This window comes from Pseudoalteromonas piratica (genome assembly GCF_000788395.1).
Lineage (GTDB): Bacteria > Pseudomonadota > Gammaproteobacteria > Enterobacterales > Alteromonadaceae > Pseudoalteromonas > Pseudoalteromonas piratica.
On sequence record NZ_CP009888.1, the window covers coordinates 581962 to 607686 of the forward strand.

The window sequence follows — 25725 nt, forward strand, 5'->3', positions numbered from 1 at the left end:
CAACGTGCTGCGCAGTGTTTTTGGAGCAGTTATGATTATAGAGCTATTAAATAATTTAGAACCTTGGCATTGGCTGTCTCTAGGTTTACTTCTGCTAGGAGCAGAAGCACTTGGCGCATCAGGCTTTTTGCTAGGAACGGCAATTGCCGCATTTTTACTAGCAATTATCAATGCCCTGTTTAGTGATATTACATGGCAAACGCAAGCCATTTTATTTGCTATTGCAGCGCTTTCCTTTTCCATTGCGTATTGGAAATATTTTAAAGAATTTAATAACCGCTCAGATCACGGCCCGCTTAACCAACGTGCCGCGAGCTTAATAGGCAGAGAACTTGTAGTAGAGCACGATTTATCAGGTGGCTATGGGCGCATTCAAATTGGCGATACTTTTTGGAAGGTCAAGTTTGATGGTGAGATAGATAAAGGTACTCGCGTAAAAGTGGTAAATGCCGACAGCATGACCTTAGAAATCATTGCGACCCACTAACCTTTGTGAACAAAATTCGCCTAGCCAAATATATTGCTGATGCCGGGGTCTGTTCTCGGCGTCAAGCCTCTCGCTTTATTGATCAACAACGTGTACGCGTTAATGGAGCCTTGGCAAATCATATAGATCATGTTGATAGCAACGATGATATTGAAGTCAATGGGCAACAAGTCGTGCCGTCCAATGAAAAACATTACTACGCAATTTTCAAGCCCATTGGAGTGGATTGTAAATTAATCCCAAGCGATCCAAATAGCCTTATTCATCTATTGCCAGAAGCCATGCGACTGTTTCCAATTGGACGCTTAGATAAAGATTCTCATGGATTGCTATTACTTACCAATGATGGTGCATTATGCCACCAGTTAAATCACCCAGATTTCGAGAAAGAAAAAGAATATATCGTCACCACCAGTAAGCCTATCACTGATGAATTCTGCCAACAAATGATGGCTGGCGTGTCGGTAAAAGGTGAAATTACAAGGCGGTGTCTTGTAGAGCAATTAAATGAAACGCAATTTCGCATTGTATTAACGCAAGGGCTCAATCGCCAAATACGCAGAATGACTAAGTATTGTGGGAATTATGTAACTGATTTAAAACGCGTAAGAATTGCAAAGCTAACACTTGCCGAGCTGAATCTCGAACCCGGCAAATATTGCTCTATAAGCCGAAGCCAAATTATTTCCTAAAGCGCACATACATATAAAGTGCTGCAATAAGCCCCCCTGGAAGCAAAGCTTTTTCCATGCCATTCATTGCGAGGTAAGACATAGTCGCGATAAAAAACACTGTGGTTAAAATCACATCTAAATATTCCCAAGAGAACTCTAAAAATTTATTGGTATTCATAACAATTCCTTGCTGTTGTGCCAAACCAAATCAGGGGTTGATTTAAACATTAAAAAGTAGTGCGTTTTAAAGCTGACCCTACTTAAAAACATTTATAAAATGGTGCCAGCTATTAACTGGGAGTAGCTTAGAATTATTAGTCAAAAAAACTTTGATCTAGAATAAAAAAATGCCGAGGTATGAAAAAAATAAGCCGCAAAACTTGCGGCAAATCAACAATAGCATTGTGTGGAAAATGTGTAGCAAAGGGTGAGCTACAAAACTTATTATAAAACCTTTAAAAATATTCACCTGTGACAAAATGTCGCACTTTCAATGAATTTTTCTCACCTACTCAACAAACCGTAACCTATAACCCTTTACCTCCTGATAAGATGGGCTTTTAAATTCATAGGTATCAGTATGCTTTGGGTCTTTTTTACGGTGCTTGCCGCCTTTATGCAAACCTTTCGTAATGGCTTGCAAAGTAAATTGAGTAAGCATGTTAGTACACTCGGTGTAACGCTCGCGCGTTTTCTTTTTGCCACTCCCATTGCGCTCATTTATATCATCGTATTATATCAATATAAACCTGTCGAAATTCCCACATTCAACAGTCAGTTTTACACCTATGTGGCTGTTGCTGCAGGCATGCAAATCTTAGCCACAGCGCTGATGGTTGTACTGTTTAAGCAGCAAAACTTCGCCATCGGTGCAGGGCTTGCCAAAAGTGAAGCGCTAGTTGCTGCGATTTTGGGCGCGCTCCTCTTTGGCAGTAAACTGACTCTGCTTGGTTGGTTTGGTGTTTTAATCGGTGCTCTCGCTGTTTTTGTGCTGAGTGGACTAAAGTTTAGCCAAGGGTTTAAGCTGAAAACGGTCCTGATAGGTCTGAGCTGCGGCAGTGCCTTTGCGCTAACCTCACTTTCTGTTCGTGAGGCCAGTATTGCCCTTAATTTACCTTTTCCACACAGTGCGGCTTGGGTACTATTGTGGGTGCTGAGTATACAAACACTGATCCTGTTGATTCATATCACAGTCAAAGAAAAACATACTTTAAGTAAATTAAAGCTGCACTTTCCTACAACATTTGCCATTAGTGTGACAAGCTGTATTGGTTCTATCGGCTGGTTTAGTGCAATGAGCCTTCAGTATGTTGCTTATGTTAAAACATTAGGACAAATAGAAGTCCTGTTTACTATTTTGCTTGCGATATTCTGGCTAAAACAAAAACCGAGCAAAAATGAACTGCTCGGTCTTATTTTAATTGCTTTTGCCGCGATTTTGGTAATGTGGCAGTAGAGCTTAACGGGCTGCTTTTGGCGGCCCTAGATCACTAACTGTTCACCAACTGATAAACCAGATACGATAATTACTAAGTTATTCTCTATCGGTTGTCCTAAGCGAACAAAACGCTCACTCACATTGCCATTTTCAAGCACAGATACTTTCGCAAGTTGACCAAAATGTTGGATATATTTGGCATCTATCGCAATCACTTCGCGTGTCGCGCTAGCAATACCCACTTTTGCATACATGCCCGGCATCAACCCTGTCAGATCAATATTATCGCCCGCTAAATCCAGCTTTACTTCAAAACTGCGTGCCGCACTATCAGCGAGCGGCACAATTTCACTTACTCGGGCTGACCGAATCTGATTAAGTGACGAGAGCTCTACATGAAGTTGTTGGCCAAGCGTTAAATTGACTGCTTGGCTTTCAGGGATAAAGCTGCTTATTTGGATACTGGTTGGATTATAAAGCGCAACAACCGCTTGCCCAGGATTTACTAAATCACCCGGTTCAACCATACGATCCACCACTTTACCCGCAATTGGCGCAACAATTTTACTGTAAGTTAACGTCACTTTCGCTTGATCAAGTTGTTGTTCATAGCTGAGTTTAGTAGCGCGTAGCTGATCAAACGTTGATTGCACTGCGTCTAGGTCATTTACCGAAATCAGCCCTTGTTCGCGTAAGGTTTTATTGCGCTCTAACTGCAAAGACGCTTGTGTTAATTGTGCTGAAACGGCTTCAACCTGCGCTGCAATTTGTCTTACTTGCGCCTTTAAGTCTTGGTTATCGAGTTCGGCAATAACATCGCCTGCTTGTACCATATCGCCAGCTCTTACGTTCACTGATGTCACATTCGCTAAAATACGACTTGCCACTTGGGTATTTTGTTTCGCAATAAGGTTGGCTGGCAGCCACAGTTTTTCAACATAGCGATAAGGTTCAAGCGTCATTGATTCTAAATTGTTCGCTTGTTCATCTGCGATATTCGGGGAAATTTTATCGTCAAAGCCACCGGCCATCGCAATGATCATTACAATTAAACTAACAATAGCAATGATCGGAATTAATACTTTTTGTTTTGTCATGATTTATTGCTCCTGACGCTTTTGATCGCTTTTTTGTGACTCATCGAAAACCAGATAGTAAACGGCGGGCACAATAATCAAACTAAATAAGGTGGATGAAATAATGCCAAAAATGATGGCGAGTGCTAAACCACTAAAAACGGGATCAAGAATAATCACCAAATTCCCCAGTAGTGTGGTACCCGCCGTCAATAACACAGGACGCATTCGCACACTCCCTGCCATTAATAGTGCTTGTTTTATTGATTCACCTTGCGCGCGAGCTGCACTGATAAATTCAACCAAAATAAGTGAATTTCTCACGACTATGCCTGCAAGAGCAATCATGCCGATCATCGCCGTTGCAGTGAATAAAATCGGCTCGGGACTCGCTGCGATTTCACGTTCACCAAACTGATTTATTAACCAAAAGCCCGGCATAATACCAATCACGGTTAACGGGATTGCCGACATAATAATGCCAGACAGTGCATAAGACCCTGTTTGTAAGCGCAGAATAAAAAAGATACCTGTCAGTGCAAAGGCAAAGGCGATACCCATATCGCGAAACACCCGGGCGGTTATTCTTAATTCACCTTCACCACTCCAAGTAAGCCATGTGCCGTTTGGAATTGACCATAAATCACCACCACCGTTATTTAAGTAGTGGCGCTCTTGCCAAGCAACATTATTGGTTTGCTCATCGCCCAAATGTTCACGTTGGTCAGCATTTATATCTGCCACCACTTCTGCAGGCGTTCTACCATTTAATTCAGCGGTGACATAAATCACCGATTGTAAATCTTTGCGGAAAATAGGTTGTGCAACCGTTAATGTTTGGTATTCACCCAATTCACTGAGCGCAACCAGTGGTTGGGGAGCGGCTTCTAACCCTAGCCCTAAATCCGTTTGTGCGATACCCTCGCGACCACGAATGTAGAGGCTATCAAGTTCACTTAATTGGTTACGAGTGGCATAAGGAATGCGTAGTTGTATCGCCAGAGGTTCTGCTTCCGATTCATTTGCTACCGACCCTGCAGCAACGCCAAAACCTGCAATCATTAAGGTGCGTTTAATATCTTCCGTAGCAATGCCCGACAGTGCCGCTTTTTCTTTATCGACCACAAATCGATTAATTTGTTGCTCTGCTTGCAGTGTCGTATCAACTTCAACCACGTGCGGTTCTCGGGTTAATCGCGCTGCGACTTGGCGTGCGGCTAATTGCTGTTGCTCTAATGCTACAAACGGCTTTCGGTACACTTCTGCCACTAAGGTTGACAATACAGGTGGGCCAGGCGGCACCTCAACGACTTTGATATTTACACCGTCTTTATTAAATGGCGCCAATAATTCACGCAAACGCAGCACCACACCATGAGACTGATGTTCACGCTCAGTTTTATCAACTAATAACACGCGAATTTCAGCTAAGTTATCGCGATCACGCATATAGTATTGACGCACCATACCATTAAAATCGATAGCACTTGGCTCACCAACATACACTGCAACGGCATGCACTTCAGCAACACGCTTTACCTGCTGTGCAATTTCCGAAGAAAGTGCCGCACTTTGTTCTAAACTGGCTGATTCAGGCAAATCAATTAAGATTTGCACTTCATTTTTGTTGTCAAATGGTAATAACTTAAGTGGCACACTGCGAAATACCGGTAAGAGCGCACTGACTATAAAGAGCCCTAAAGTAAGCCACAGTGCCATCTTGGCACGCGATTTTGACGCCAAAATAGGCGTTAAAATTTTATGGTAGAGCTTACCACTTTTACTGGCTCTAAGCTTAGTCGGTGAGTCTTTGAGTAGTTTGCTTGCAAGCCAAGGCGTTACAAATAAAGCAACTAATGTTGAAACGATAACACTGACAGGTACATTAAATGCCATCGGTGCCATGTATGGCCCCATCATGCCGGTAATAAACGCCATTGGCACAAAAGCAAGCACAATGGTTACTGTCGACATAACCAATGCAGGGCGAATTTCGCTCATTGCAGCAACAATTTGGCCTTCTTTATTTTTGCCTTTGCTCATAAAGCGTTTGATGTTATCGATGCCGGTAATGGGGTCATCAACAAGTAAGCCAAGCGAGAGAATTAAGGCGAATAAGGTGACACGGTTAATGGTATAACCAAATGCCATATCTAAGATAAGTGTTAAGCCATAACAAATTGGCACAGCCAAACCAACCACAGTGGCTGGTCGCCAGCCTAAAAACACACCAATAAAGACCACCACGGTAAACACCGCAAACGCCAAAGATGAAACAAGGTTATTTACTTTCTCATTGGCTGTTTCACCATAATCACGCAGTACAGCAACATTAACATGTTGAGGAATAAGCTGCCCTTTCAGTGATTCAACCTCTGTTAAAACACGATTTGCAAGGCTCACCGCATTCGTGCCGGCTTGTTTAGCAACACTAATTGTCACCATAGGGTGATCACCGTTGTTTTTACCTACTTCGCTATACCATTGATAACTTGAAGGCTCGCTAGGGCCATCTTGAATCGAGGCAACATCTGATAAATAAACAGGTTTACCGTTGATCACATTAACAACCAAACGATTTAGCTCTTCACTATGACGGAACACATCGCCCACTTCTAAAACAACTGACTGATTATTTGTCACCTGTACGCCAACTGCGGCAAGCTGATTAGACACAGTTAGGGCATTGTATACATCCATCACTGTGGTGTTAAATGCGGCAAGGTTGGTGGTGTTTAAATAGACTTGAACAGTGCGTTGACGCCCGCCAATAACACGCACTTCAGAGGTATCGTCAATTGCTTGTAATTGGGTAGAGACTTCTTGTGCGATGCGACGAAGTGCATAGTCATCATAAAGCTGAGGCTTTTCACTCCAAAACCCCAACATCATAATAGCCACATCATCAACTTCAATTGGTTTAATCTGCCAATTGGACACAATACTTGGCATTGTATGTTGATTCGCGTAAAGCTTGTTATAAGTGTTTAAGATCGCTTTTTCCCGATCTTCCCCCACATAAAAACGCAGTGTCACAATCGCACCACCGGTTTGGGTGACGGAGTATACATGTTCTACACCCGGTACTTGCGCTAATAACTTTTCCAGCGGAATCGTCACTTGTCGTTCAACTTGATTGGCATTGATATTGGGGACTGCGACCTGAATATCGAGCATAGGTACCACAATTTGCGGCTCTTCTTCGCGAGCTGTAAATTGCAAAGCCAATAAACCACTTAGTAGTGCAAAAATAAAAATAACTAACGGGATGCGGCCTTTTAAAGAACTGGCAACAAGGCGGTCAACGGGGTGCGTTAACTTCATATTCAATGCCCTTTACTCTGACTGACAAAACATTTCGTATAAAGCGTTTAACATAGCACTGACACGCTGATCGACAATACGATAATAAATTGTTTGTGCTTCTCGGCGTGTTTCAACTAAGTTTGATTTGCGCAAGCTTGCTAAATGTTGAGATAAGGCTGATTGTGCTAATGGAATAATTTGATTGAGCTCAGTGACACTTAATTCACCTTGATTCAAAGTACATAAAATCATTAAGCGGTTTTTATTTGCCATCAATTTTAAAAACTGCTCAGCATCTGCCGCATTTTCAAGCATTTTGTCCATATCTAACATCATAAGCATCAATTCAATATTCTTAAAATTGAGTAAAGTATATGCTGTTATATTAGAAAAGTCTAATATTAGAATTTACTAATTTAGATTTTTCTAATATATTTAAAAACACATTCCACGTTAAGTTAGGTTTTTCATATGAAGATTAACGACGCACTCAGATTAATCGCCGGCATTATGCTTATTATATCGCTGCTTCTCACGCACTTTGTGCACCCAAACTGGGTGTTTTTCACGCTGTTTATTGCGCTTAACTTATTGCAATCAGCATTTACCAAGTGGTGCCCTATGATCACGATTCTACGTAAATTTGGCTTGGAGGATTAAGCATGCTAAAGACCATACCCGATCTTATTAAACTCGCTTCAGAGAATGTTAAAAAAGTAAATTCAGCACAAGCAAAAGCCGAAATGGCACAAAATAATGGTTTATTAATAGATGTTCGCGAACCTGCAGAACATGCTATTAAAAGTGCCGTTGGTGCGATTAATATTCCTCGCGGTGTACTCGAAATGAAGCTGATCGAAATTGAAAAAGACGCTGACCGTGCCATTTATCTTCACTGCGCTACTGGTGGTCGCGCCACTTTGGCAGCTGAGCAATTGCAACGTGTTGGCTATAACCAGGTAACAGTGATTAGCTGTAAAGCAGATGCCGTCTGTGAAACATTTTGTTAGGAACAAAAAAGGCTTCCAACAGGAAGCCTTTTTTACTTTATTTATGCTTGGTTAGGCACTATTTGCACTTCAACGCGGCGGTTTTTCGCTTTACCTGCAGCCGTTTCATTGCTCGCTATCGGGCGCATCTCACCATAGCCCGTTACCGATAAGCGCTCACCCATAATCGACTGGTTAATTAAATATTGTTGAACACTGCGCGCACGACGCTCTGAAAGTGTTTGGTTATAGCTCTCGCTACCACTGCTGTCAGTGTGCCCTTCTATACTTAAATAAGTCTTATCATAATGATTTAGCACATTCGCAATGGAGTTAAGGGTCGCGTGAAACTGCGGCGTAATAGATGCTTGGTTTGTTGCAAACGTAATATTAGAAGGCATCACTAAACGCAAGTTGTCACCTTCCCTTACCACTTCAACCCCAGAGCCAGATAATTGCTCGCGCATTTCAGCTTCTTGGCGATCCATATAATCGCCAATTGCAGCACCTGCAATTGCACCCACTGCAGCACCAATAACCGCACGCTTGTTCTTATGATTTGACGTTGATTTACCAATTACCGCACCGGTAACAGCACCAATCATGGCACCTTTTTCGGCATTAGTCGTGGCGCACCCCGAAACAGCAAGTGCAGCAGCTAAAATAGAAACGTTTAATACTTTACGTGGCAACAAATAATTCATTGTTTAATCTTTCTTCTTGGGAGTTTTGTAAAATGTAATTTGATGTGACTGAATAAACGCTGAATCGCAGAGTTAATTCACTACAACTGGCGGCAAATCATACAAATCAACCAGTTGAGATAATTCACCTGATTGAGCAAGAGACCACAGTGACTCTTGTACTTGCTTGATTAACTTTTGATTTTCAGAACGTTTTGACGCAACGGCAAATCCAAGAATCGGTTCATCGTGGCGATAGTTCAATTTTTTTAATCTGTGTGTTGGTTGGTTTAATACACTTAAAGAATGATCTGCAGTCTGCTCAACGGCGATTACAACATCTAAACGACCTTTGAGCAGTAAATCCATTGCGATTCGTTCACTTTGAACAGCAACTTTGTTGAGCGCTTTATCATTGTCGAAACGCGCAAAATGAGCTGCCCCGCGTACAACCCCAATGCGCTTACCATATAAATCCTGATAATTATTGACCGTAATATCCAGCTCGGTTTGCGCATAAAAGACAAATGGCGAACTCAAAACCATATAAGCAGGCTCAAGAAATACCATGTCACGCGCGCGCTCAGGCGTTTTTATAAAAGCACCACCAATGTCTGCCTGCCCCGCTTTAATGAGTTGAACACAACGAGAAACAGGACAAGGCGTTAGTTGCAAAGAAATATTTAGCTGCTTGGAGATACGCATCATAATGTCGATGAGTAGACCTCTAGGTCGGGTTTCACCTAAGGTGTAGCTATAAGGAGGTGCATGATCAACAGCCACAACCAATCGCTCATTGGCTTTAACAGAATGTGCGAGCAATAACGTAGCGAAAATTACGATATGTATTAGGTGTTTAAAATTCAAAGTTCTGCCTTACTACAGAGTGGCAAAAAATCCTTGTTCTGCGTTGCATACCGTTTGATTCTAGCCAAAAAGGTAAGCTAAAAAAACCTAAAATACGATATTTCTCATACACAAATGTAAGAATTTTTTAATATACAGTGGGTTACCACATCAAAATGATACTTTTTATTAGTGTATTTACTTTAAATCAACCACTAAGTAAAAATCAAATATTACAATGATTTAGAGACCTCTCAAGACGTAACAAAGCACGAGTACACCAATGGCAATATTTACTTATTCAAACATTTATTGCCATTTTTTCTGAAAAGCTATATTTTGCAATCAGTTTTCCCTCAACTCTAGGTGACCCTTGCATTGGATAGCAAAGTATAAATTGGCGATTGGCATTAACTTGCTACTCTTTTCATTTATTCTTCTTATCAGTATTTCTTGGCAATTTGGTCCCTTAGGTATTGAGGATGTAAATGTTGCACGCCTTACCCACTACAGTGTGCATATAATTGCTCTTCCAATACTGTGTATTTATCTGCCCCTTAGATACATTAAACAAAGATTTAATAGTGGCAAAAAGGCTTATTTAGCTGGCTTAGTACTCAGCGTGTTTGCTGGTGTTGTAAGCGCAACCTATACGCACACAATATCTGTTCCCGGCAGCTTTCTATTCAAAGTTGAGGGCGGTACCAAACAAGTCGATGATCCTGATTATGTGCATGGTAGTGACACCAATTCTTATGTGTCGCTTATCATAACCACCAATGTGAAGGGGTATGACAAACCTCTTGGGCCTGCATACTTTTATGTTGAAAGCTTTTTGCATAGCCTTTTTTATTGTGTGTATATGCTGTGTTACCTTCAAGCATTTGGTATTTTGCATAAGCACAAACTAAAAACACAACTGAAGCAACAACAGCTTGATGTATTGCAGTACCAACTGAATCCTCACTTTTTGTTTAACTCATTAAATAGTATTCGCGGAATGCTCTATGAGGATGTGAATGAAGCCAAAAAACTCTTGCTTGAGTTTCGTCAATTGTTCAAACACCATTTTGATAACAAAAAACACTGCATTGCGTTACAGCAAGAATTACTGCTTTGCCGCCATTACCTCCAACTTGAAAAAGTGCGTTTTGAAGAGCGCCTTAATCTTAATATCTCAGTACCAAAAGAGTGTGAGAGTTTACTCGTACCCAGTATGAGTATCTTTACCCTCATTGAGAATGCTATCAAACATGGTATTGGCCAATTGCCGCAAGGTGGTTGCATCAATATTGATGTTAATCAGCAAGGCAAAAAGCTATGTATTGTGATCAGCAATCCAATTAATATCTCAGCCCGCCATGCTGATGGCACTCGCACTGGCTTAACCAATTTAGAAGCGCGTTTGGCATTGTTATATCGCGATAACTTTTCCATAAATTGCGAACGCACTACAGATCAATTTAGCGTTGAACTGCAAATACCAGTTAAAAAGGATAAAAGCAGTGAATAGGTCGCATGATTACTACATTGCCCAAGGCATTATTACTTCTCTGATTTTACTCTTTCCGCTTGTGGCAGTTACCTTTTTTGCGCCAGAGAAACTTATGCAACACGCGCTCGAGTGGTTGTTATATACACTTATGCTTGTTTCAGTATGGCACTTAGTAACCCGTCGTTTTATTAAACGCATGTTGCAAAAACAACGTTTTTACCGTGCCCTTGTTGTACTCAGTGCGGTGATTATTACAGTGGCAATCCTTTATCTGCCGAGCATGTTACTCAGTTATTTTTGGTATGATGATGCTGCGGAGCGGCAACAATTGGTTAAATCACTAACAAAGTTTAATTTATTTTTGAGCTTCGTTTGGACAATTGGTTACGTCAGCGCTCAGGCAATCCGTGAAAAGGCCAGCATTGAAAAAAGTATTAAGCATCACTCCCTTAAAATGCTTGCTCAGCAAGTGCAACCCGCGTTCTTATACCAGTGCTTAGATAATATTGAAGCGCTAATGGACAAAGACACCGATGCAGCGAGCGAATCAATCACAGACTTAGCTGAACTATTACGCTATAAGCTGCAAGCTGGAAAGCAAGATTTAGTGGAGCTAAAACAAGAGTTGAACGCCATCAAATACATGCAGCGTCTAGCCAATGCGGGCGATCTGACGCTCTCAATCTCTGAAGAGCTGGAGTTGCGATCAGTCACCATACCACCGCTGTTGGTATACAACCTGCTATATATGCTTAACTTAAAAGTCGCTCAGCCACTTCATGTCGATGTATCGCTCAGTGCACAAGCTTGTACGATTTCAGTATCAGGATTTAGTTATCAGCCTAGGCTTATCATCTCGCGTATCAAAGGCCATTACATTGACTTTTTTACCAGTCAGCAAGCCAAAATTAACTTTCAAGACAAGCGGCTAAACCTCACTATTATTGTGTAAGTTGCCCTGTTACTCTTTGGTATGGCCGCAACGAAAATACACTCAGCACTGCCAATAAATGGTCAATCAGATCCGCCTGCAAATGCTCATAGGGGATCCATCGCTTGTCGCTACTAAAGCAATAAATCTCAACAGGTAAACCTTCAGATGTTGGTGCTAATTCACGTACCATCAGTGTTAAGTCTTTGTTTAGGGCCTGATGTTGGCGTAAATATTCTTCAGCATAAATACGAAAAAGCCTGATATTACTTTTATCTATCGCCTCTTCAAATTGCTGCTGAGAAAGAATATCCGCAACAATGTGATGTGATTTAATCGCATCAATAAATTCATTATCAATAATGCAAATGCTGTTTAAATCAAGATTAATTGCACGTTTTATTCTGCGCCCGCCTGACTCCTGCATGCCTCGCCAATTCTTGAATGACTGAGAAATAAGCGCATAAGTTGGCACTGTGGTAATGGTTTTATCCCAATTTCGAACTTTAACAGTGTTGAGGCCAAGCTCTTCAATTTCACCATCGGCACCATATTGATCAAGCTGAATCCAATCACCATCCGCAACCAAGCGATTTGCCGCGATCTGAATACTTGCAACAAACCCCAATATCGTGTCTTTAAAGACTAACAATAGCATCGCAGCAAGTGCACCAAAGCCTGACAATATATAAGCAGGTGATTTATCCAATAAGACACTAACAACTAAAATCGAGGTCACAATAAAGGTAATCAGTTTTACCACCTGAATAATGCCCAAAATGGGCACATCTTTGGCAAAGCTGAGCTGGTTATAAGCTGCCCCAGCGATACTAATAATCGAACTAAAAATGAAGCCGCTGTAAATCACCGCGAGAATTTGGCCTACAGTACTGTAAAAAAGCTCCCCCTCTTCACCAGGAAGGTAGAAATAGTGAAAGCTTGATAGAAATGCCACACTACAAATAAAACCAGCGAGTCGGCGATTTAATTTTGTCAGTAATGGCTTTAATTGCCCTAAACGATGAGGGGAAATATAGACAGCGAGCTTTTCAAAGCTCGGTAAAATTAAGTGCCTAGCAACAAAATAAAGCACGACAAGCAATAATATGCCTGAGCAAATAGAAAGCGCTTTTGGTAGCCAAACCACGGTTGGGAAAGTTTCAGATAACCATGGTGCTAATAGCTGTTCTATTTTGCTCATAAAGATCCTTTTAATTAATTAGAGTGTGCTGGCGTTACCTTAGGTAATTCAGAGTTCTCTTGCATCAGTGCGATTTGTACGTCTTTGTTCTGCCAAATATCATTCAATTTTTGCTGAAACTCAACTCTAAACTCGCGATCATGCTGATAATTACCAAGTAAATCTGGCGAGATAGATTGAACTTTGATATCGACGTGAATTTTGCTGAGTTTACCAAATAGCATATCCTTGCAAATCGTTTCAGAGGTACCGTGATAAACAATGCTAGTATTGAGCAAACCATCCATCTTCTCACCAAGTACTTCCAACGCAAACGCAATCCCACCGGCTTTAGGCTTGAGCAAATGCTTAAAAGGGCTGCGCTGTTTTTGATGTTTTTCGGAAGTAAATCGCGAGCCTTCAACAAAATTAATAATGGTTGTTGGGTTTAATCGGAAATGACGACAAGCACGTTTGGTGCGCTCTACATCCATACCTTTTAGTTTTGGGTTTTTAGCCACTTTGGCTTTACTCACGCGCTTCATAAATGGCATATCCATCGCCCATGCCCCAGCACCAACAAATGGCACCCACTTAAGCTCATCTTTTAAAAAGAATTTCGGCGCAGGCAAACGGCCAAGACCACTCAATACCATAATGTCGAGCCAGCTCTGGTGATTTGAAATCAGTAAGTACCAAGCACTCTCGTCTAACTCACCTTCAACATCAACTTGCCAATTATCACATGCAAGCCAGACCCCGAAATAGTTGCCCTTACACCAACCTTTATAAGCAAGGTGCAATACATCACGGATAAGTTGAATCGGCAAAACAATTTTTAATAGTCCTAACAAAAAGACAATGGCGCCCCATAATACGACATTGCCTACAAGCACAGTAAACACGATTGGCGCAAGCAACACACCCGGTAAAAATCTGGCTAGCATGATACTTCCTCAGCTGCTTGAGTATGCTTTAACTTAGCCAACTGCTGATCTTTACCTTGCCATAAGTCGTTTAGTTCATTTTGAAATTGCACGCGGAATTCAGAGTCATTTGAATAGTTACCAACCCAGTTTGACGACACTGGCTTAACTTCAATATGTACGCGGATTTCAGGTACTTTACCTGCCAAGTAGTCAAAGAAAGTAGGTGTACCTTTCGGATAACAAATTGTGACATCTACGAGCTTATTCAGTTGCTCACCCATTGCTTCCATAACAAACGCAACGCCGCCTGCTTTAGGTTTTAATAAGTTATCGAACTGACTTTTTTGACGAATATGCTTGTCTTTAGTGAAACGCGTACCTTCTACAAAGTTAACAATACTCACCGGTACATGCTTAAACTTGGCACAGGCTTTCTTTGTGGTTTCCATATCTTTGGTGCGCAGCGATGGGTTTTTCTTTAGCTGGCTTTTACTCGCTCGTTTCATAAATGGGAAATCGAGCGCCCACCATGCCAAACCTAAAAATGGCACATAGATCAGCTCTTTTTTAAGAAAGAAATTAAGGAAAGGGATTTTCTTATGCAATACACGCTGCATAACAAGTATATCGACCCAAGATTGATGGTTAGCCACCACCAAATACCAGTCTTTATAAGTGAATTCTGGGTTACCTGTAATAACCAATTTTGTCGGTGTAAAAATATACTGAATTATGCTGTTGGTACCAACCCAACGGCTTGCACACCATTTCGCAACAAGGCTCCACATTGCTTGCCATGGTTTGATTGGTAATAACTTTAAAACACCAGCCAGAAAAATTGGGGCAAACCAAAACAAGGTGTTGACTGTGTAAAACAGTAATGAAATTAGGGCTCTTAAATAATACAAGATCACACCACTTATCAGATTTATTCGATGAACAAGCTAAAAAAGGCCATATTTTAGCCTTTTTTAGCGCAGCAATAAATAGCTAGACTCTAGTCTTACAGCTGGTCAGTCTTCAAAGTAAGTGTAGCCACTTAGTCCTGCTTCTAACTCTGCCAAATACGACTGTTGTAACGCCTGCGATAAGCTACTTGCTGCTAATCGATTTTGATAAGTGGTTTTAAGATCGCTCTCATTGTAGTGAACATATCTCAGCACATCTTCTACACTGTCACCCTTTAAGGCATTGGTAAGTGCAAATCCATTGTCATCTAGCTCAATATGCACTGAATCTGTATCACCAAAGAGGTTATGTAAATCACCTAAAATCTCTTGGTAAGCCCCCACCATAAACATCGCAAGGTGATACTGCTCACCAGGTTTGTAAGGAGGGATCGGTAAACTTGCTTCAATACCAGCACCGTCTACGTATTCACGAATTTGGCCATCAGAGTCACACGTAATGTCTTGAATAATCGCACGCTGCGAACACGCTTCATCTAAGCGTTCAATTGGCATCACTGGGAATAACTGTTGAATACCCCATACATCCGGTAATGATTGGAATAATGAGAAATTAACAAACAACTTGTCTGCAAGCTTCTCATTTAAATCATCAATCACCTCACGGTGCGAACGAGCATTAATACTTAGCTGTGCTCGCACTGCACGAAGAATATCAAAATATAAGGTTTCAATTTGCGACCAATCGGTCATCGATAATAACCCGTGCACGTATTGCTCATGTGCTTCGCTAAACAAATGCATTGCATCGTGGTAAATTTCAAGCGCTAACCGCGGCGTTAAGCGCTGTTTCGCTTGCCACATTTCTTGCAGTACTTGAGGCGAGCTATCTGAAAGCACAATATCACTGTGTAATTTTGGTGCTTCTTCAACATCAATAACATCTGTGATGAGCACCGCATGATGCGCTGTCAGCGCACGTCCTGACTCAGTAATAATGTCCGGCTGCGGCAGGTTATTCGCTTCACAGGTATCAGCAAAGGTATTTACAACATTGCGCGCATACTCCGCCACAGTGTAATTCATCGAGCACGAATTACGTGAACCAGAACCTTCGTAATCCACACCTAAACCACCGCCGACATCAATCGTTTTAAGCGCGACACCCATTTGGCAAAGCTCAGCATAATGACGTGCACACTCTTTTAATGCACGGTGAATATCGCGAATATTCGCAATTTGTGAACCAATGTGGAAATGCACAAGTGTAAGTAAGTGCTCTTTTCCTACTTTTTTCAAACGCTCAATAGCGCTCAACACTTGGCTAGCCGTAAGGCCAAATTTGCCTTTTTCACCACCCGTGTTTTGCCATTTCCCTTTACCCACAGAGTTAAGGCGAATACGAATACCAATGCCAGGTTCGATACCTAAAGTTTCAATTTCTTGCAATAACACATCAAGCTCTGAGAGCTTTTCAACGACAATATTTACGTCATGGCCCATCGCTTGACCAATACACGCTAAACGCAAAAACTCGCTGTCTTTGTAGCCATTGCAAACGATTTTAATTGGCTTGTCTGCCACACCTAAAATCGCCATTAGTTCAGGCTTAGAACCTGCTTCAAGGCCTACTTTGTTGCTTTGATGAGCAAGCAGCTTTTTTACTACTGACGACTGCTGATTAACTTTAATGGGATAAACACAGGTGTATTTGCCCTGATAATTTCGACTTTGTTTTGCATCCGCAAACGCACCAACTAGCGTATCAACACGCGACTGTAAAATATCAGTAAAACGAACCAACACAGGTAAGGTTAAGCCTTGTTCCTTAAATTGCTCAGTTAACTGCGCTAAAGAAACACCTTGCTTTGTCTGGTCCTTATCAGGAAATGCTACTAGCTCACCTTGTTCATTAATATCAAAGTAACCTTCACTCCAGTGAGCAATGTTATAAGTTTCACGTGCGTTTGTTATAGCCAATGTCATCTCTTTATAAAGTCATCTAATTGAGAATATTTTAATTTGCTTTTCAGCCGCTAGCCATAAAAATTAAATTGTTCGGCTATAATTTTATTTTCTAATTGAGTCACACGCATTTCACTGGCAAAATTGCCGCGATTTTTAAACATACAATGGTAAGTGAAAACTACTATGTCTAATTTAGATGCTAATACTTGGTTCACTGAAATAAGTGATCGTGATGGCAGTGCTTTTTCACTGCGCATTAATAAAAAACTAGAGTCAAAACAATCGCCATTTCAACTTGTTGAAATGTATGAAACAACAGACTTTGGTAATTTAATGATTATTGATGGCTGCACTATGGTAAGTACACGCGAGAACTTTTTCTATCATGAAATGATGAGCCATCCAGCATTGTTTTCACACCCAGCACCGAAGAACGTTGTGATCATTGGCGGTGGTGATTGCGGTACATTACGCGAAGTACTTAAACACCCAGGTGTTGAAACCGTTCATCAAATTGACATTGACGAAGTGGTAACGGAAATGTCGTTGAAATACTTCCCTGAATTATGTGCGTCGAACAACGATCCACGCGCAACTGTGATGTTTGATGATGGCATTAAGTTTATGGCTGAAGCCGCACCAGAATCTATCGATGTTATTATTGTTGATGGTACTGACCCAGTAGGTCCTGGTGAAGGTTTATTTAACCATGCGTTCTATACTAGCTGCCTAAAAGCACTGCGCTCTGGCGGTATCTTAATTCAGCAAAGTGAATCGCCATTAATGCACCAACAATTACTGCGTGAAACACGTGCAGCAATGTTAGAAGTTGGTTTTGCCGATTTACAAACGCTGCCATTCCCACAACCAATTTACCCTTCAGGTTTATGGTCAGCCACCATGGCACGCAAAGGTGAAAACTTCACAGCATTCAGAGCTGAAGATGTTGAAAATGCACCATTTGATACTGAATATTACAACGTAGGCATTCACCAAGGCGCATTAGCAACACCTAACTTCTTAAAGCGTGCTTTAGCTAAATAATTACAAACGCGTTAAGTCGTTAATAAAATTTAAAGCCCTCTTTGAGGGCTTTTTGCGTTATTGAATACGTTTGCAAACGCTGGTGTCATTTTTACCAACCTTTTACTCTTGATGCTCCCACATTGACAACAAGTGAAACATCATGAAAAAAGCACTCTTACTGCTTATACTTGCACCCTGCCTGCAAGCTAAGACCGTTTCGGTGAGTTCCCCAAATCAACAGTTAACAGTCGTCGTCAGTGATGATGCAACTCTGCCTACTTACCAAGTTTTATTTAAACAACAAACTATCATCACACCGTCAAATCTGGGCTTCACTTTTCGTGAGCATGAAAGCCTAGGAAACAATGCCAAAATTAGTAATTCACGTATTTCATCGCACGACGACACTTGGCAACAGCCATGGGGTGAACGTCAAAATGTGCGCGATAATCACAACCAACTGGCATTAACCTTTAAGCAAAACAACACCTCTTTTGATGTCACCTTTAAAGTATTTGATGATGGTATTGGCTTTCGTTATCAACTAGCTGAAAAGCAAGGTTACAAACACGCAGAAATCAGCAAAGAACTTACCCAGTTCAACCTATCAGATTCAAATAAGACAACTGCTTGGTGGATTCCTGCCCGTGAATGGAACCGTTATGAGTATGTTTACAACAAAACACCACTCAATGCTGCACGCCATATTCATACTCCTGTCACCCTAAAACGTAACGACAATATTCACATTAGCATTCATGAGGCAGCGCTCGTCGACTTTGCAGCAATGACACTGAAACAAGGTCGTGACGGCCAGTTTAATGCTGATCTAACGCCATGGAGCGATGGCACATTAGTAAAAACATCAGATGGTTTTACAACACCATGGCGCACCATTCAAATTTCTGATTCTGCAGTTGGCTTAGCTAATTCAGACCTCATTTTAAACCTCAATGAACCTAACAAATTAGGTAATGTTGATTGGGTAGAGCCAAGCAAATACGTAGGTATTTGGTGGGGAATGCACATTGGTGAAAACACCTGGGGTAGCGGGGAAAAACATGGCGCTACCACAAAACTCACTAAAGAATACATCGACTTTGCAGCTCAAAATGGCTTTAAAGGTGTTTTAGTAGAGGGTTGGAATATTGGCTGGGATGGCGATTGGTTCCATAATGGCGACGTGTTTAATTTCACCCAAGCTTATCCTGATTTTAACTTTGCTGAGTTGGCAAACTACGCCAAAGCAAAAGGAGTTGAAATTGTTGGGCACCATGAAACATCCGGCAATGTGAGTAACTACGCAAATCAAATGGAAGACGCCTTTGCGCTTTACCAAAAGCACGGCGTTAGCCAAGTTAAAACCGGCTATGTCGCTGATGGCGGTAACATTAAACGTGTTGATAGAAACGGCCAAGTACATCGCGAATGGCATGACGGCCAATTTATGGTGAACGAGTACTTAGCCAACGTAACACTTGCTGCAAAACATAAAATTAGCATTAATACCCATGAGCCAATTAAAGACACTGGTTTGCGCCGCACTTATCCAAATTGGATCTCTCGCGAAGGTGCTCGTGGTCAAGAGTACAATGCGTGGGGCACACCACCAAACCCACCGAGTCATGTGCCAACATTAGCTTTTACGCGCATGCTTTCAGGCCCAATGGATTTTACACCAGGAATCTTTGACTTATCTTTTAATGGTTTAGGCAGCGACACCAACCGTCCACAGACGACATTAGCAAAACAGTTAGCACTGTATGTTGTCATTTATAGCCCGATTCAAATGGCAGCTGATTTACCGCACAACTACCTTGCTAAACCGGAGGCATTTCAATTTATTAAAGATGTACCAACGGATTGGCAACAGAGTACAGCGATTGCTGGCGAAGTAGGCGAATACATTGTATTTGCACGACAAGATAAGCATTCCGATGATTGGTACTTAGGTGCCGTAACGGATGAACATGCACGCACAGAGAAAATTGACCTTAATTTTCTAGAACCAAATCGCAAATACATTGCCCAAGTGTACAGCGATGGCGAACACGCAAACTGGGTCGACAAACCTTATGAAATGGCAATCTACACTCAGACTGTTACACACAAAGACGAGCTTAGCCTAAAAATGGCTGCCGGCGGCGGTGTTGCGATTCGTTTTAAAGCACTTTAAAAAACTATATTTTCTGCAATAATTACTTGCTTATGCCATCAGGCATACCAAAGCCCTAACATTTGTTAGGGCTTTTCTTTTGCCTCGTTTTCACTAAGCTTAAGAGACAATAAAAAGTCGACTGTGTTTAAAATCACAGGATTACAAAACAACGAAAGAGAACACAAATGAAGAAACTCCTAATTATCGGCATCGCTTTGTTGCTCCAAACTTTAGCAACCCATGCAAATGCACTAGACGAAAAGCTCAAAATTTTCGAGCCTTACTTAGGCACATGGGAGTCTACGTTTAGCAATGGTGCGGTAGACGTTAGCCATTGGGAAAGTACATTAAATGGCACAACACTGCGCACCTTACATTCAATTAATGAGGGCGCGTATGGTGGCGAATCCCTAATTTTTTGGGATAACAAAAAACAAAAATTAGTGTTTTTCTACTTCACAACAGCTGGGTTTTATACTCAGGGTGAACTCGAAATAACCGCAGAAAATGAGTTTGTTGCCTTTGAGGATGTAACAGGAAATAAAGACGGAATCACCAAAGTAAAGTCATCAAGCAAATTAACAGACGATAAGATCACTGTTAGTACTAGTTACTTCAAACAAGGTGAATGGACAGCGCCGGAGTCTCGCAGCTACACCCGCAGCACTAAAAAAGTAAAATTCAAAGAAATGTAACAGGCATAAAAAAGCCGACCTTGCTCAAAGCAATGTCGGCTAAATAACCTAAGGGAAATAGTTCGTTTAGCAGCGAATTATTGACTGAAAGTGTAACTCCATTAGATTTCACTTTTATTACAAAGAGGATAACCAGAATATAAAATTTTATGTTCTTTTAGAAAAAACCTCTGCACAAACAGCCCCCAACCCAGAAACAAAAAATACACCAAGGTTTCCAAAAATAAAAATCCATATAAATCAAAATTTTAAGTAAGTCACAATGCACAGAATTAAAAATAATGAGAATTATTCTCAAAAACTATTGACAGACTTTTAGATCTAATTGATAATCAATCTCAACAAAGAAGCAGTACACGCACTCACTCTTCTTTGTGTTTCTCGACCCTAGTAGCTTATTAATAATGAATTAACTGGCTACGGCTGCTAGCAGCAATACTTCGCGCCCCTGAAGTTACGTTGCTAGTAGCCAACTTATACGAATTACTTGCTACATTGCTCATATCGGTGACGGTAGATATGAACCCAAAAGGCCTCAAAAGGGGCCTTTTTTATTTTCTGTAAAGCCCAAAAAGGTTAATGAGAATTATTATCAAAAAGATATTGACAGACACTTAGATCTAATTGATAATCAATCTCAACAAAGAAGCAGTACACGCACTCACTCTTCTTTGTGTTTCTCGACCCTAGTAGCTTTTTAATAGTGAATTAACAGGCTACGGCTGCTAGTAACCGCGCTTTGCGCCCCTGAAGTTACGTTACTAGTGGCCAGTTTATACGAATTACTTGCTACATTGCTCATATCGGTGACGGTAGATATGAAACCAAAAGGCCTCAGAAAGAGGCCTTTTTTATTTGTATCCAAGTTGTTCTATTATGTATGCAGATTCAATGTAGTTGCTTGCTTCATTTAACCGCGCTATGACAAAAGCTCGATAATTTTCGCTTTGCATCACTTTTTCAAAATCAGCTATGAACTGCTTACCGACCTCAGAATTAGCACATGCTAAAAACCCTCTTACCACTTCTTGAGCTTCTTTTAGCGCATAAATAAAGTAATCTTGATCAATACGAGCATCTTGTTGACGGCTTTTAAATACCGAAGAATATTCTACAATGCCGTCTAATTTTCCTTGTTTGAGCATCACTTCTAAACGTTCAGCCTTATTACTACCTGCCCCTAAATATAATCGGTCTGTATTTTCAGCAATGACACTATCCAATTGCTCGCCATAGTTTCGCCCTTTTACCACTCCAATTGTGAGTCCAAGAGAAAGAATATGCTGAAAAGATACTGGCTGTGGGACAGATAAAGGTTTATTTAAAATCAAGCGATTAGGTGCATAAACGATCAATGGTAAGGTGGAGAAAATAGCGACTTTTTCGCGTTCCAAAGTTCGTGTTTTATTGTATACACAGACATTGTTTTGTTTAGTAATCAACCGCCATTCACGCTCTCTACTCGCTTGTTGAAAGCTCACTTTATAATCACTTTCCAAAGCCTCTATAACGTAATAGACAAGATTAGAAACCAGGTCGGCCTTGCGCTTACCTTGATCAGGCATAAGATCAGTGGCAAAGATAATTTCTTGCTTTGCTGAGCTTGCAAAGCTAATCAATAAAAACGTTGTAAAAATGAAGGATAAACGGCGCAATCGAAATTCACTACAGTTATTAACTTATTTAACTGTAGTGAATATTTGCTCTAAAACCAATATTAGCGACGATTTTTACGTGCACGAGCACGGCGTTGTTTTTTCTCTTCTTCACGCGCTTGTTTTTTGGCTTCGGCTTTGGCGCGTAATTCGGCTACCATAATCTCTTCCTCTTCACGCATTTCTGGCGTTTCCATTGAAATGCGACCAATTACAGCATCACGCAATTCATTGATTAAGATTTCAGACATTTTATGAGTATCAACCTGATTACCCGAGCGAATACAACCACGTTTACGCCCTGCTTGTTCAATAAATTCCCAATCTTGCTCTGGCAACTCATCCATTTTATAACGCGATTTTAATAATTCAGGGTAAGCACTCAGTAAATACTCTGCGGTATAACTCGCCACTTCTTCGTAATTTATTGCAGTATCACGAATTGCACCTGTCGCAGCTAAACGGTAGCCAGAGTTTTCGTTTTCAACTTTTGGCCATAGCATACCCGGTGTGTCGTACAACATAATGCCATCTTCTAAACGAATCTTTTGCTGCGCTTTAGTTACCGCGGGTTCATTACCTGTTTTTGCCACAACACGACCAGCTAACGTATTAATTAATGTAGATTTACCGACATTTGGAATACCCATGATCATGGCTTTTATTTGTTTATCAGCGCCCACTTTATGCGGTACTAACTTTTTACATAAATCGTTGATTAAGTGCACTTCGCTCGATTTGTTATTATCAAGTGGTAAGGTTTTCACCCCATCTTCGCGCTCTAGGTAAGTCATCCATGCTTTGGTCATTTCCGGATCAGCAAGGTCAGCTTTATTTAAAATTTTAATCACGGGTTTGTCACCGCGTAGGTCGCCAACCATTGGGTTTTCACTACTGTAAGGAATACGCGCATCCAGCACTTCAATAATCACGTCCATTTGCGGCATGATTTCTTTAATCTCATTGCGCGCCTTATTCATATGACCAGGAAACCACTGAATTGCCATTTATTTTCTCCAAAGCATGAAAGTACGCGTATTTTAACTATATTCAGTTACAATAGCAGTAATCTTTCTTATATAAATAATAATTATGGCGTTAAAGGCTTTAGTACATAAGCTCTCATTAAACTTGAGCGATATGGATAGACACCAATACGGTGATTACAATCTGACAATTGCACAACACCCTTCAGAAAATGAACATCGTTTGATGTTGCGCGTTTTAGCATTTGCATTAAATGCCTCGGATAAACTGAGCTTTACTAAAGGTTTATGTGCAGACGATGAACCAGAAATATGGGAAAAGTCTCTCACTGATGAGATTGAATTGTGGATAGATCTTGGCCTGCCAGATGAAAAACGCTTAAAAAAAGCCTGCAACCAATCTAAGCAAGCCATTTTATATACCTATGGCGATGGCGATCAAAAAGTATGGCTTGAAAAACACCAAGGAAAATTTTTCCAGCATACCAATTTACGTGTAATCAGCATTCCATTTGAACAGTCACAGCAGCTTATTCCATTAGCAGCAAGACATATGCAGCTTTCAGTTACGGTACAAGATGGTCAGGTCTGGGTCAGTAACGAAACCGATTCAGTGCTGATAGAACCTATCACTATTTTATAACTTGAGCGCAAATGACGATTAAAAAAGTTGTTATTCTGCATGGGTTATATATGTCCGGCTTTGTGATGTTGCCGCTCAGTAAGCGCATTACAAAGCTTGGCTTTAAAACGCTAAATTTAAGCTACCAGAGCTTATCGCCCAATAAAGAAGGCATATTTCAACAAATAGACGAATTTATTGACGGTGAAAACACTGCATTTGTTTGTCACTCGATGGGTGGGTTAATAGCACGCGCTTATCTTGAAGCGAATAGTAAACAAGCCGTAAATGTGAAAAAAGTGATTACCCTTGGTACCCCTCACAAAGGCGCGACAATTGCAAAACACATGAAAGAGAAAGGCTTCGAGTTATTCTTAAAGAACAGTGTCGAGTTTTTGCTTTCCGAAAATCATGATTGGCCCTTTAATGCCAAGCTTTATAGCATTGCAGGCGACCTACCTCTTGGCTTAATGCCGTTCATCAAAAAGAACAGCCAATCTGATGGCACAGTGCTGCTCGATGAAACCAAACTCAAAGGCATGGCTGAACATAAAGTCTTTCATTTAAGCCACACCAGTTTAATTTACTCACATAAAGTAATGGATTACATAGAATCCATTTTATCATCACAAAAATAGAACACTCCAATCTAGTTTAAGTGATTTATTCAATCATTAAGATAACCGATAATCATCTCATCGAAACAAATTACTCTTATTTTGAACACGAGGTGGGTTATGAAAAACGTTTCAATTATCGGTTTAGACAAAGAAATCACACATAAGCTAGTGGTTGAATTAAATACACTGTTAAGCAGTTACCAAATTCAATATATGAATGCACGTGGCTTTCACTGGAATATTAAAGGTGAAAACTTCTTTGAATTACATGCAAAATTTGAAGAAATCTATAATGACTTACTACTTAAAGTAGATGAAATCGCAGAGCGTATTTTAACCTTGGGTGGTGAGCCGTTACACGGCTTTTCTGATTACCTTAATAACAGCAAGATTTCTGAAGCCAAAAATATCAGCGCAGGCCGTGACGCAATTAGCAATTTATTGTCAGGTTTCAGTGAGCTTATCACAACACAGCGAAGCTTACTTTCACTCGCTGGGGATGCAGAGGATGAAGGCACAGCGTCACTAATGAGCGATTATATAAAAGAGCAAGAAAAACTTGTTTGGATGCTGAATGCGTACTTACATTAATCCCATGTGTAATCTTAAAATTGCAATGAAAAAAGGCAGCTAACGCTGCCTTTGTCGCAAGTAAAGTAAAACTAATCGGGGCAATTTCTGGCCTAAGTAACTCAAATATTAATGATTTGAGTCTTCGTCATGAGATGCCGCATATTTATACGCTGCAAATGCAATAATAAAGAGTACAAGAGGCACCGGCGCTGCAATAATGCCGAATGAGCTTGAGTTTGCAATACTTGCACCAGCAAGGTGACCAACCACTGTAACAACTAACGCAAGTACAGCAATGACTGTTACTACAATTTCTGATTTTTGCACATTTCTCATAACGAAATTCCTTCTTAAACTATTCAACTTATCGGTGATAAATCGCTTTCTGGAATTAAGTATGCGCCCGTTTTGAGATTGAGAATTGACTTAAATCAAGTTTATTTCCTAACCAATTACCAGCCGATTCGAAACTTGATTTAG

At 40.8% G+C, this 25725-nt stretch carries 26 protein-coding genes; 13 read left to right on the forward strand and 13 right to left on the reverse strand.

Going from position 1 to position 25725, the window contains the following annotated elements; genetic code table 11:
- The first annotated feature begins 31 nt into the window (after positions 1 to 31).
- Positions 32 to 487, forward strand: coding sequence for an NfeD family protein (locus OM33_RS02550; RefSeq protein WP_038638353.1), 456 nt, complete (start codon positions 32 to 34; stop codon positions 485 to 487).
- Positions 488 to 492: 5 nt separating this feature from the next.
- Positions 493 to 1179: a pseudouridine synthase gene (locus OM33_RS02555; RefSeq protein WP_038638357.1), complete on the forward strand. Its 687-nt coding sequence runs from the start codon at positions 493 to 495 to the stop codon at positions 1177 to 1179.
- On the opposite strand, the gene OM33_RS22470 is transcribed toward OM33_RS02555, so the two are convergent.
- The gene (locus tag OM33_RS22470; RefSeq protein WP_199922487.1) at positions 1169 to 1339 is read right to left on the reverse strand and encodes a hypothetical protein; all 171 of its coding nucleotides are present in this window, start codon (positions 1337 to 1339) and stop codon (positions 1169 to 1171) included. The two genes, OM33_RS02555 and OM33_RS22470, sit on opposite strands and share 11 nt — an antisense overlap.
- Before the next feature lie 402 nt (positions 1340 to 1741).
- Between OM33_RS22470 and OM33_RS02560 the strand changes: the two genes are divergently transcribed.
- Positions 1742 to 2617 (forward strand): DMT family transporter, encoded by an 876-nt coding sequence (locus OM33_RS02560; protein ID WP_038638361.1) that lies wholly within the window; start codon positions 1742 to 1744, stop codon positions 2615 to 2617.
- Between the two features lie 26 nt (positions 2618 to 2643).
- Here OM33_RS02560 and OM33_RS02565 read toward each other — a convergent pair whose 3' ends face one another.
- The 3 genes from OM33_RS02565 to OM33_RS02575 are packed head-to-tail and all read right to left on the reverse strand — an operon-like array spanning position 2644 to position 7317.
- Complete coding sequence (locus OM33_RS02565) at positions 2644 to 3696, reverse strand: efflux RND transporter periplasmic adaptor subunit (protein ID WP_038638364.1); 1053 nt, start codon at positions 3694 to 3696, stop codon at positions 2644 to 2646.
- Between the two features lie 3 nt (positions 3697 to 3699).
- Positions 3700 to 6999 carry an efflux RND transporter permease subunit gene (locus OM33_RS02570; protein ID WP_038638367.1) on the reverse strand — a complete coding sequence of 1100 codons (3300 nt, stop codon included), beginning with the start codon at positions 6997 to 6999 and terminating at the stop codon, positions 3700 to 3702.
- A 12-nt stretch (positions 7000 to 7011) separates the two neighbouring features.
- A complete protein-coding gene (locus OM33_RS02575) occupies positions 7012 to 7317 on the reverse strand; it encodes an ArsR/SmtB family transcription factor (RefSeq protein WP_038642935.1) in 306 nt (101 codons plus the stop codon).
- A 135-nt stretch (positions 7318 to 7452) separates the two neighbouring features.
- Between OM33_RS02575 and OM33_RS02580 the strand changes: the two genes are divergently transcribed.
- Positions 7453 to 7641 (forward strand): YgaP family membrane protein, encoded by a 189-nt coding sequence (locus OM33_RS02580; RefSeq protein WP_038638370.1) that lies wholly within the window; start codon positions 7453 to 7455, stop codon positions 7639 to 7641.
- A 2-nt stretch (positions 7642 to 7643) separates the two neighbouring features.
- The gene (locus OM33_RS02585; protein ID WP_038638373.1) at positions 7644 to 7991 is read left to right on the forward strand and encodes a rhodanese-like domain-containing protein; all 348 of its coding nucleotides are present in this window, start codon (positions 7644 to 7646) and stop codon (positions 7989 to 7991) included.
- 41 nt (positions 7992 to 8032) lie between these two features.
- Here the strand turns inward: OM33_RS02585 and OM33_RS02590 are convergent, their stop codons facing one another.
- Together OM33_RS02590 and OM33_RS02595 are read right to left on the reverse strand one after the other, a co-directional pair.
- A complete protein-coding gene (locus OM33_RS02590) occupies positions 8033 to 8674 on the reverse strand; it encodes an OmpA family protein (protein WP_199922488.1) in 642 nt (213 codons plus the stop codon).
- 72 nt (positions 8675 to 8746) lie between these two features.
- Positions 8747 to 9520, reverse strand: coding sequence for a substrate-binding periplasmic protein (locus OM33_RS02595; RefSeq protein WP_052140873.1), 774 nt, complete (start codon positions 9518 to 9520; stop codon positions 8747 to 8749).
- 352 nt (positions 9521 to 9872) lie between these two features.
- Here OM33_RS02595 and OM33_RS21940 point away from each other — a divergent pair, with 352 nt between their 5' ends.
- Together OM33_RS21940 and OM33_RS02605 are read left to right on the forward strand one after the other, a co-directional pair.
- Positions 9873 to 11012: a sensor histidine kinase gene (locus OM33_RS21940; protein ID WP_199922489.1), complete on the forward strand. Its 1140-nt coding sequence runs from the start codon at positions 9873 to 9875 to the stop codon at positions 11010 to 11012.
- Positions 11005 to 11946 carry a histidine kinase gene (locus OM33_RS02605; protein ID WP_038638376.1) on the forward strand — a complete coding sequence of 314 codons (942 nt, stop codon included), beginning with the start codon at positions 11005 to 11007 and terminating at the stop codon, positions 11944 to 11946. Before OM33_RS21940 ends, OM33_RS02605 begins: the two co-directional genes overlap by 8 nt.
- On the opposite strand, the gene OM33_RS02610 is transcribed toward OM33_RS02605, so the two are convergent.
- The 4 genes from OM33_RS02610 to speA all read right to left on the reverse strand — a co-directional run bounded on the left by OM33_RS02610 (position 11936) and on the right by speA (position 16928).
- Positions 11936 to 13126, reverse strand: a complete 1191-nt coding sequence (locus OM33_RS02610) for a mechanosensitive ion channel family protein (RefSeq protein WP_038638379.1) — start codon at positions 13124 to 13126, stop codon at positions 11936 to 11938. The genes OM33_RS02605 and OM33_RS02610 overlap by 11 nt on opposite strands.
- A gap of 14 nt (positions 13127 to 13140) precedes the next feature.
- The gene (locus OM33_RS02615) at positions 13141 to 14052 is read right to left on the reverse strand and encodes an acyltransferase (protein WP_038638382.1); all 912 of its coding nucleotides are present in this window, start codon (positions 14050 to 14052) and stop codon (positions 13141 to 13143) included.
- Positions 14046 to 14942, reverse strand: a complete 897-nt coding sequence (locus OM33_RS02620) for an acyltransferase (protein ID WP_038638385.1) — start codon at positions 14940 to 14942, stop codon at positions 14046 to 14048. The genes OM33_RS02615 and OM33_RS02620 overlap by 7 nt, the downstream gene beginning before the upstream one ends.
- A 105-nt stretch (positions 14943 to 15047) precedes the next feature.
- The gene (gene speA / locus OM33_RS02625) at positions 15048 to 16928 is read right to left on the reverse strand and encodes a biosynthetic arginine decarboxylase (protein WP_038638389.1); all 1881 of its coding nucleotides are present in this window, start codon (positions 16926 to 16928) and stop codon (positions 15048 to 15050) included.
- 165 nt (positions 16929 to 17093) lie between these two features.
- Here speA and speE point away from each other — a divergent pair, with 165 nt between their 5' ends.
- The 3 genes from speE (at position 17094) to OM33_RS02640 (ending at position 20789) form a co-directional block, all read left to right on the forward strand.
- Positions 17094 to 17954 (forward strand): polyamine aminopropyltransferase, encoded by an 861-nt coding sequence (speE, locus tag OM33_RS02630; protein ID WP_038638392.1) that lies wholly within the window; start codon positions 17094 to 17096, stop codon positions 17952 to 17954.
- A 142-nt stretch (positions 17955 to 18096) separates the two neighbouring features.
- On the forward strand, positions 18097 to 20112 hold the full coding sequence (locus OM33_RS02635; protein WP_038638395.1) for a glycoside hydrolase family 97 protein: 2016 nt from the start codon (positions 18097 to 18099) through the stop codon (positions 20110 to 20112).
- Positions 20113 to 20279: 167 nt separating this feature from the next.
- Positions 20280 to 20789, forward strand: a complete 510-nt coding sequence (locus OM33_RS02640; protein WP_038638398.1) for a hypothetical protein — start codon at positions 20280 to 20282, stop codon at positions 20787 to 20789.
- An 851-nt stretch (positions 20790 to 21640) separates the two neighbouring features.
- On the opposite strand, the gene OM33_RS02645 is transcribed toward OM33_RS02640, so the two are convergent.
- Both OM33_RS02645 and ylqF read right to left on the reverse strand, forming a co-directional pair.
- On the reverse strand, positions 21641 to 22444 hold the full coding sequence (locus tag OM33_RS02645; protein ID WP_199922490.1) for a hypothetical protein: 804 nt from the start codon (positions 22442 to 22444) through the stop codon (positions 21641 to 21643).
- 62 nt (positions 22445 to 22506) lie between these two features.
- Positions 22507 to 23451, reverse strand: coding sequence for a ribosome biogenesis GTPase YlqF (ylqF, locus tag OM33_RS02650; RefSeq protein WP_038638407.1), 945 nt, complete (start codon positions 23449 to 23451; stop codon positions 22507 to 22509).
- Between the two features lie 85 nt (positions 23452 to 23536).
- Between ylqF and OM33_RS02655 the strand changes: the two genes are divergently transcribed.
- The 3 genes from OM33_RS02655 (at position 23537) to OM33_RS02665 (ending at position 25263) form a co-directional block, all read left to right on the forward strand.
- Complete coding sequence (locus OM33_RS02655) at positions 23537 to 24073, forward strand: YaeQ family protein (protein ID WP_038638410.1); 537 nt, start codon at positions 23537 to 23539, stop codon at positions 24071 to 24073.
- An 11-nt stretch (positions 24074 to 24084) separates the two neighbouring features.
- On the forward strand, positions 24085 to 24690 hold the full coding sequence (locus OM33_RS02660) for a PGAP1-like alpha/beta domain-containing protein (RefSeq protein WP_038638414.1): 606 nt from the start codon (positions 24085 to 24087) through the stop codon (positions 24688 to 24690).
- Between the two features lie 99 nt (positions 24691 to 24789).
- Positions 24790 to 25263 carry a Dps family protein gene (locus OM33_RS02665; protein ID WP_038638417.1) on the forward strand — a complete coding sequence of 158 codons (474 nt, stop codon included), beginning with the start codon at positions 24790 to 24792 and terminating at the stop codon, positions 25261 to 25263.
- 108 nt (positions 25264 to 25371) lie between these two features.
- Here OM33_RS02665 and OM33_RS02670 read toward each other — a convergent pair whose 3' ends face one another.
- Entirely contained in the window at positions 25372 to 25581 is a 210-nt protein-coding gene (locus OM33_RS02670) for a hypothetical protein (protein WP_038638420.1), read from the reverse strand.
- Positions 25582 to 25725: the final 144 nt, after the last annotated feature.

Excerpts from the sequence above, each read along its gene's own strand:
- OM33_RS02550 (WP_038638353.1), top strand. The coding sequence starts at position 32 with ATGATTATAGAGCTATTAAATAATTTAGAACCTTGGCATTGGCTGTCT.
- OM33_RS22470 (WP_199922487.1), bottom strand. The coding sequence starts at position 1,339 with ATGAATACCAATAAATTTTTAGAGTTCTCTTGGGAATATTTAGATGTG.
- OM33_RS02560 (WP_038638361.1), top strand. The coding sequence starts at position 1,742 with ATGCTTTGGGTCTTTTTTACGGTGCTTGCCGCCTTTATGCAAACCTTT.
- OM33_RS02565 (WP_038638364.1), bottom strand. The coding sequence starts at position 3,696 with ATGACAAAACAAAAAGTATTAATTCCGATCATTGCTATTGTTAGTTTA.
- OM33_RS02570 (WP_038638367.1), bottom strand. The coding sequence starts at position 6,999 with ATGAAGTTAACGCACCCCGTTGACCGCCTTGTTGCCAGTTCTTTAAAA.
- OM33_RS02575 (WP_038642935.1), bottom strand. The coding sequence starts at position 7,317 with ATGATGTTAGATATGGACAAAATGCTTGAAAATGCGGCAGATGCTGAG.
- OM33_RS02580 (WP_038638370.1), top strand. The coding sequence starts at position 7,453 with ATGAAGATTAACGACGCACTCAGATTAATCGCCGGCATTATGCTTATT.
- OM33_RS02585 (WP_038638373.1), top strand. The coding sequence starts at position 7,644 with ATGCTAAAGACCATACCCGATCTTATTAAACTCGCTTCAGAGAATGTT.
- OM33_RS02590 (WP_199922488.1), bottom strand. The coding sequence starts at position 8,674 with ATGAATTATTTGTTGCCACGTAAAGTATTAAACGTTTCTATTTTAGCT.
- OM33_RS02610 (WP_038638379.1), bottom strand. The coding sequence starts at position 13,126 with ATGAGCAAAATAGAACAGCTATTAGCACCATGGTTATCTGAAACTTTC.
- OM33_RS02615 (WP_038638382.1), bottom strand. The coding sequence starts at position 14,052 with ATGCTAGCCAGATTTTTACCGGGTGTGTTGCTTGCGCCAATCGTGTTT.
- speA (WP_038638389.1), bottom strand. The coding sequence starts at position 16,928 with ATGACATTGGCTATAACAAACGCACGTGAAACTTATAACATTGCTCAC.
- speE (WP_038638392.1), top strand. The coding sequence starts at position 17,094 with ATGTCTAATTTAGATGCTAATACTTGGTTCACTGAAATAAGTGATCGT.
- OM33_RS02635 (WP_038638395.1), top strand. The coding sequence starts at position 18,097 with ATGAAAAAAGCACTCTTACTGCTTATACTTGCACCCTGCCTGCAAGCT.
- OM33_RS02640 (WP_038638398.1), top strand. The coding sequence starts at position 20,280 with ATGAAGAAACTCCTAATTATCGGCATCGCTTTGTTGCTCCAAACTTTA.
- ylqF (WP_038638407.1), bottom strand. The coding sequence starts at position 23,451 with ATGGCAATTCAGTGGTTTCCTGGTCATATGAATAAGGCGCGCAATGAG.
- OM33_RS02655 (WP_038638410.1), top strand. The coding sequence starts at position 23,537 with ATGGCGTTAAAGGCTTTAGTACATAAGCTCTCATTAAACTTGAGCGAT.
- OM33_RS02660 (WP_038638414.1), top strand. The coding sequence starts at position 24,085 with ATGACGATTAAAAAAGTTGTTATTCTGCATGGGTTATATATGTCCGGC.
- OM33_RS02665 (WP_038638417.1), top strand. The coding sequence starts at position 24,790 with ATGAAAAACGTTTCAATTATCGGTTTAGACAAAGAAATCACACATAAG.
- OM33_RS02670 (WP_038638420.1), bottom strand. The coding sequence starts at position 25,581 with ATGAGAAATGTGCAAAAATCAGAAATTGTAGTAACAGTCATTGCTGTA.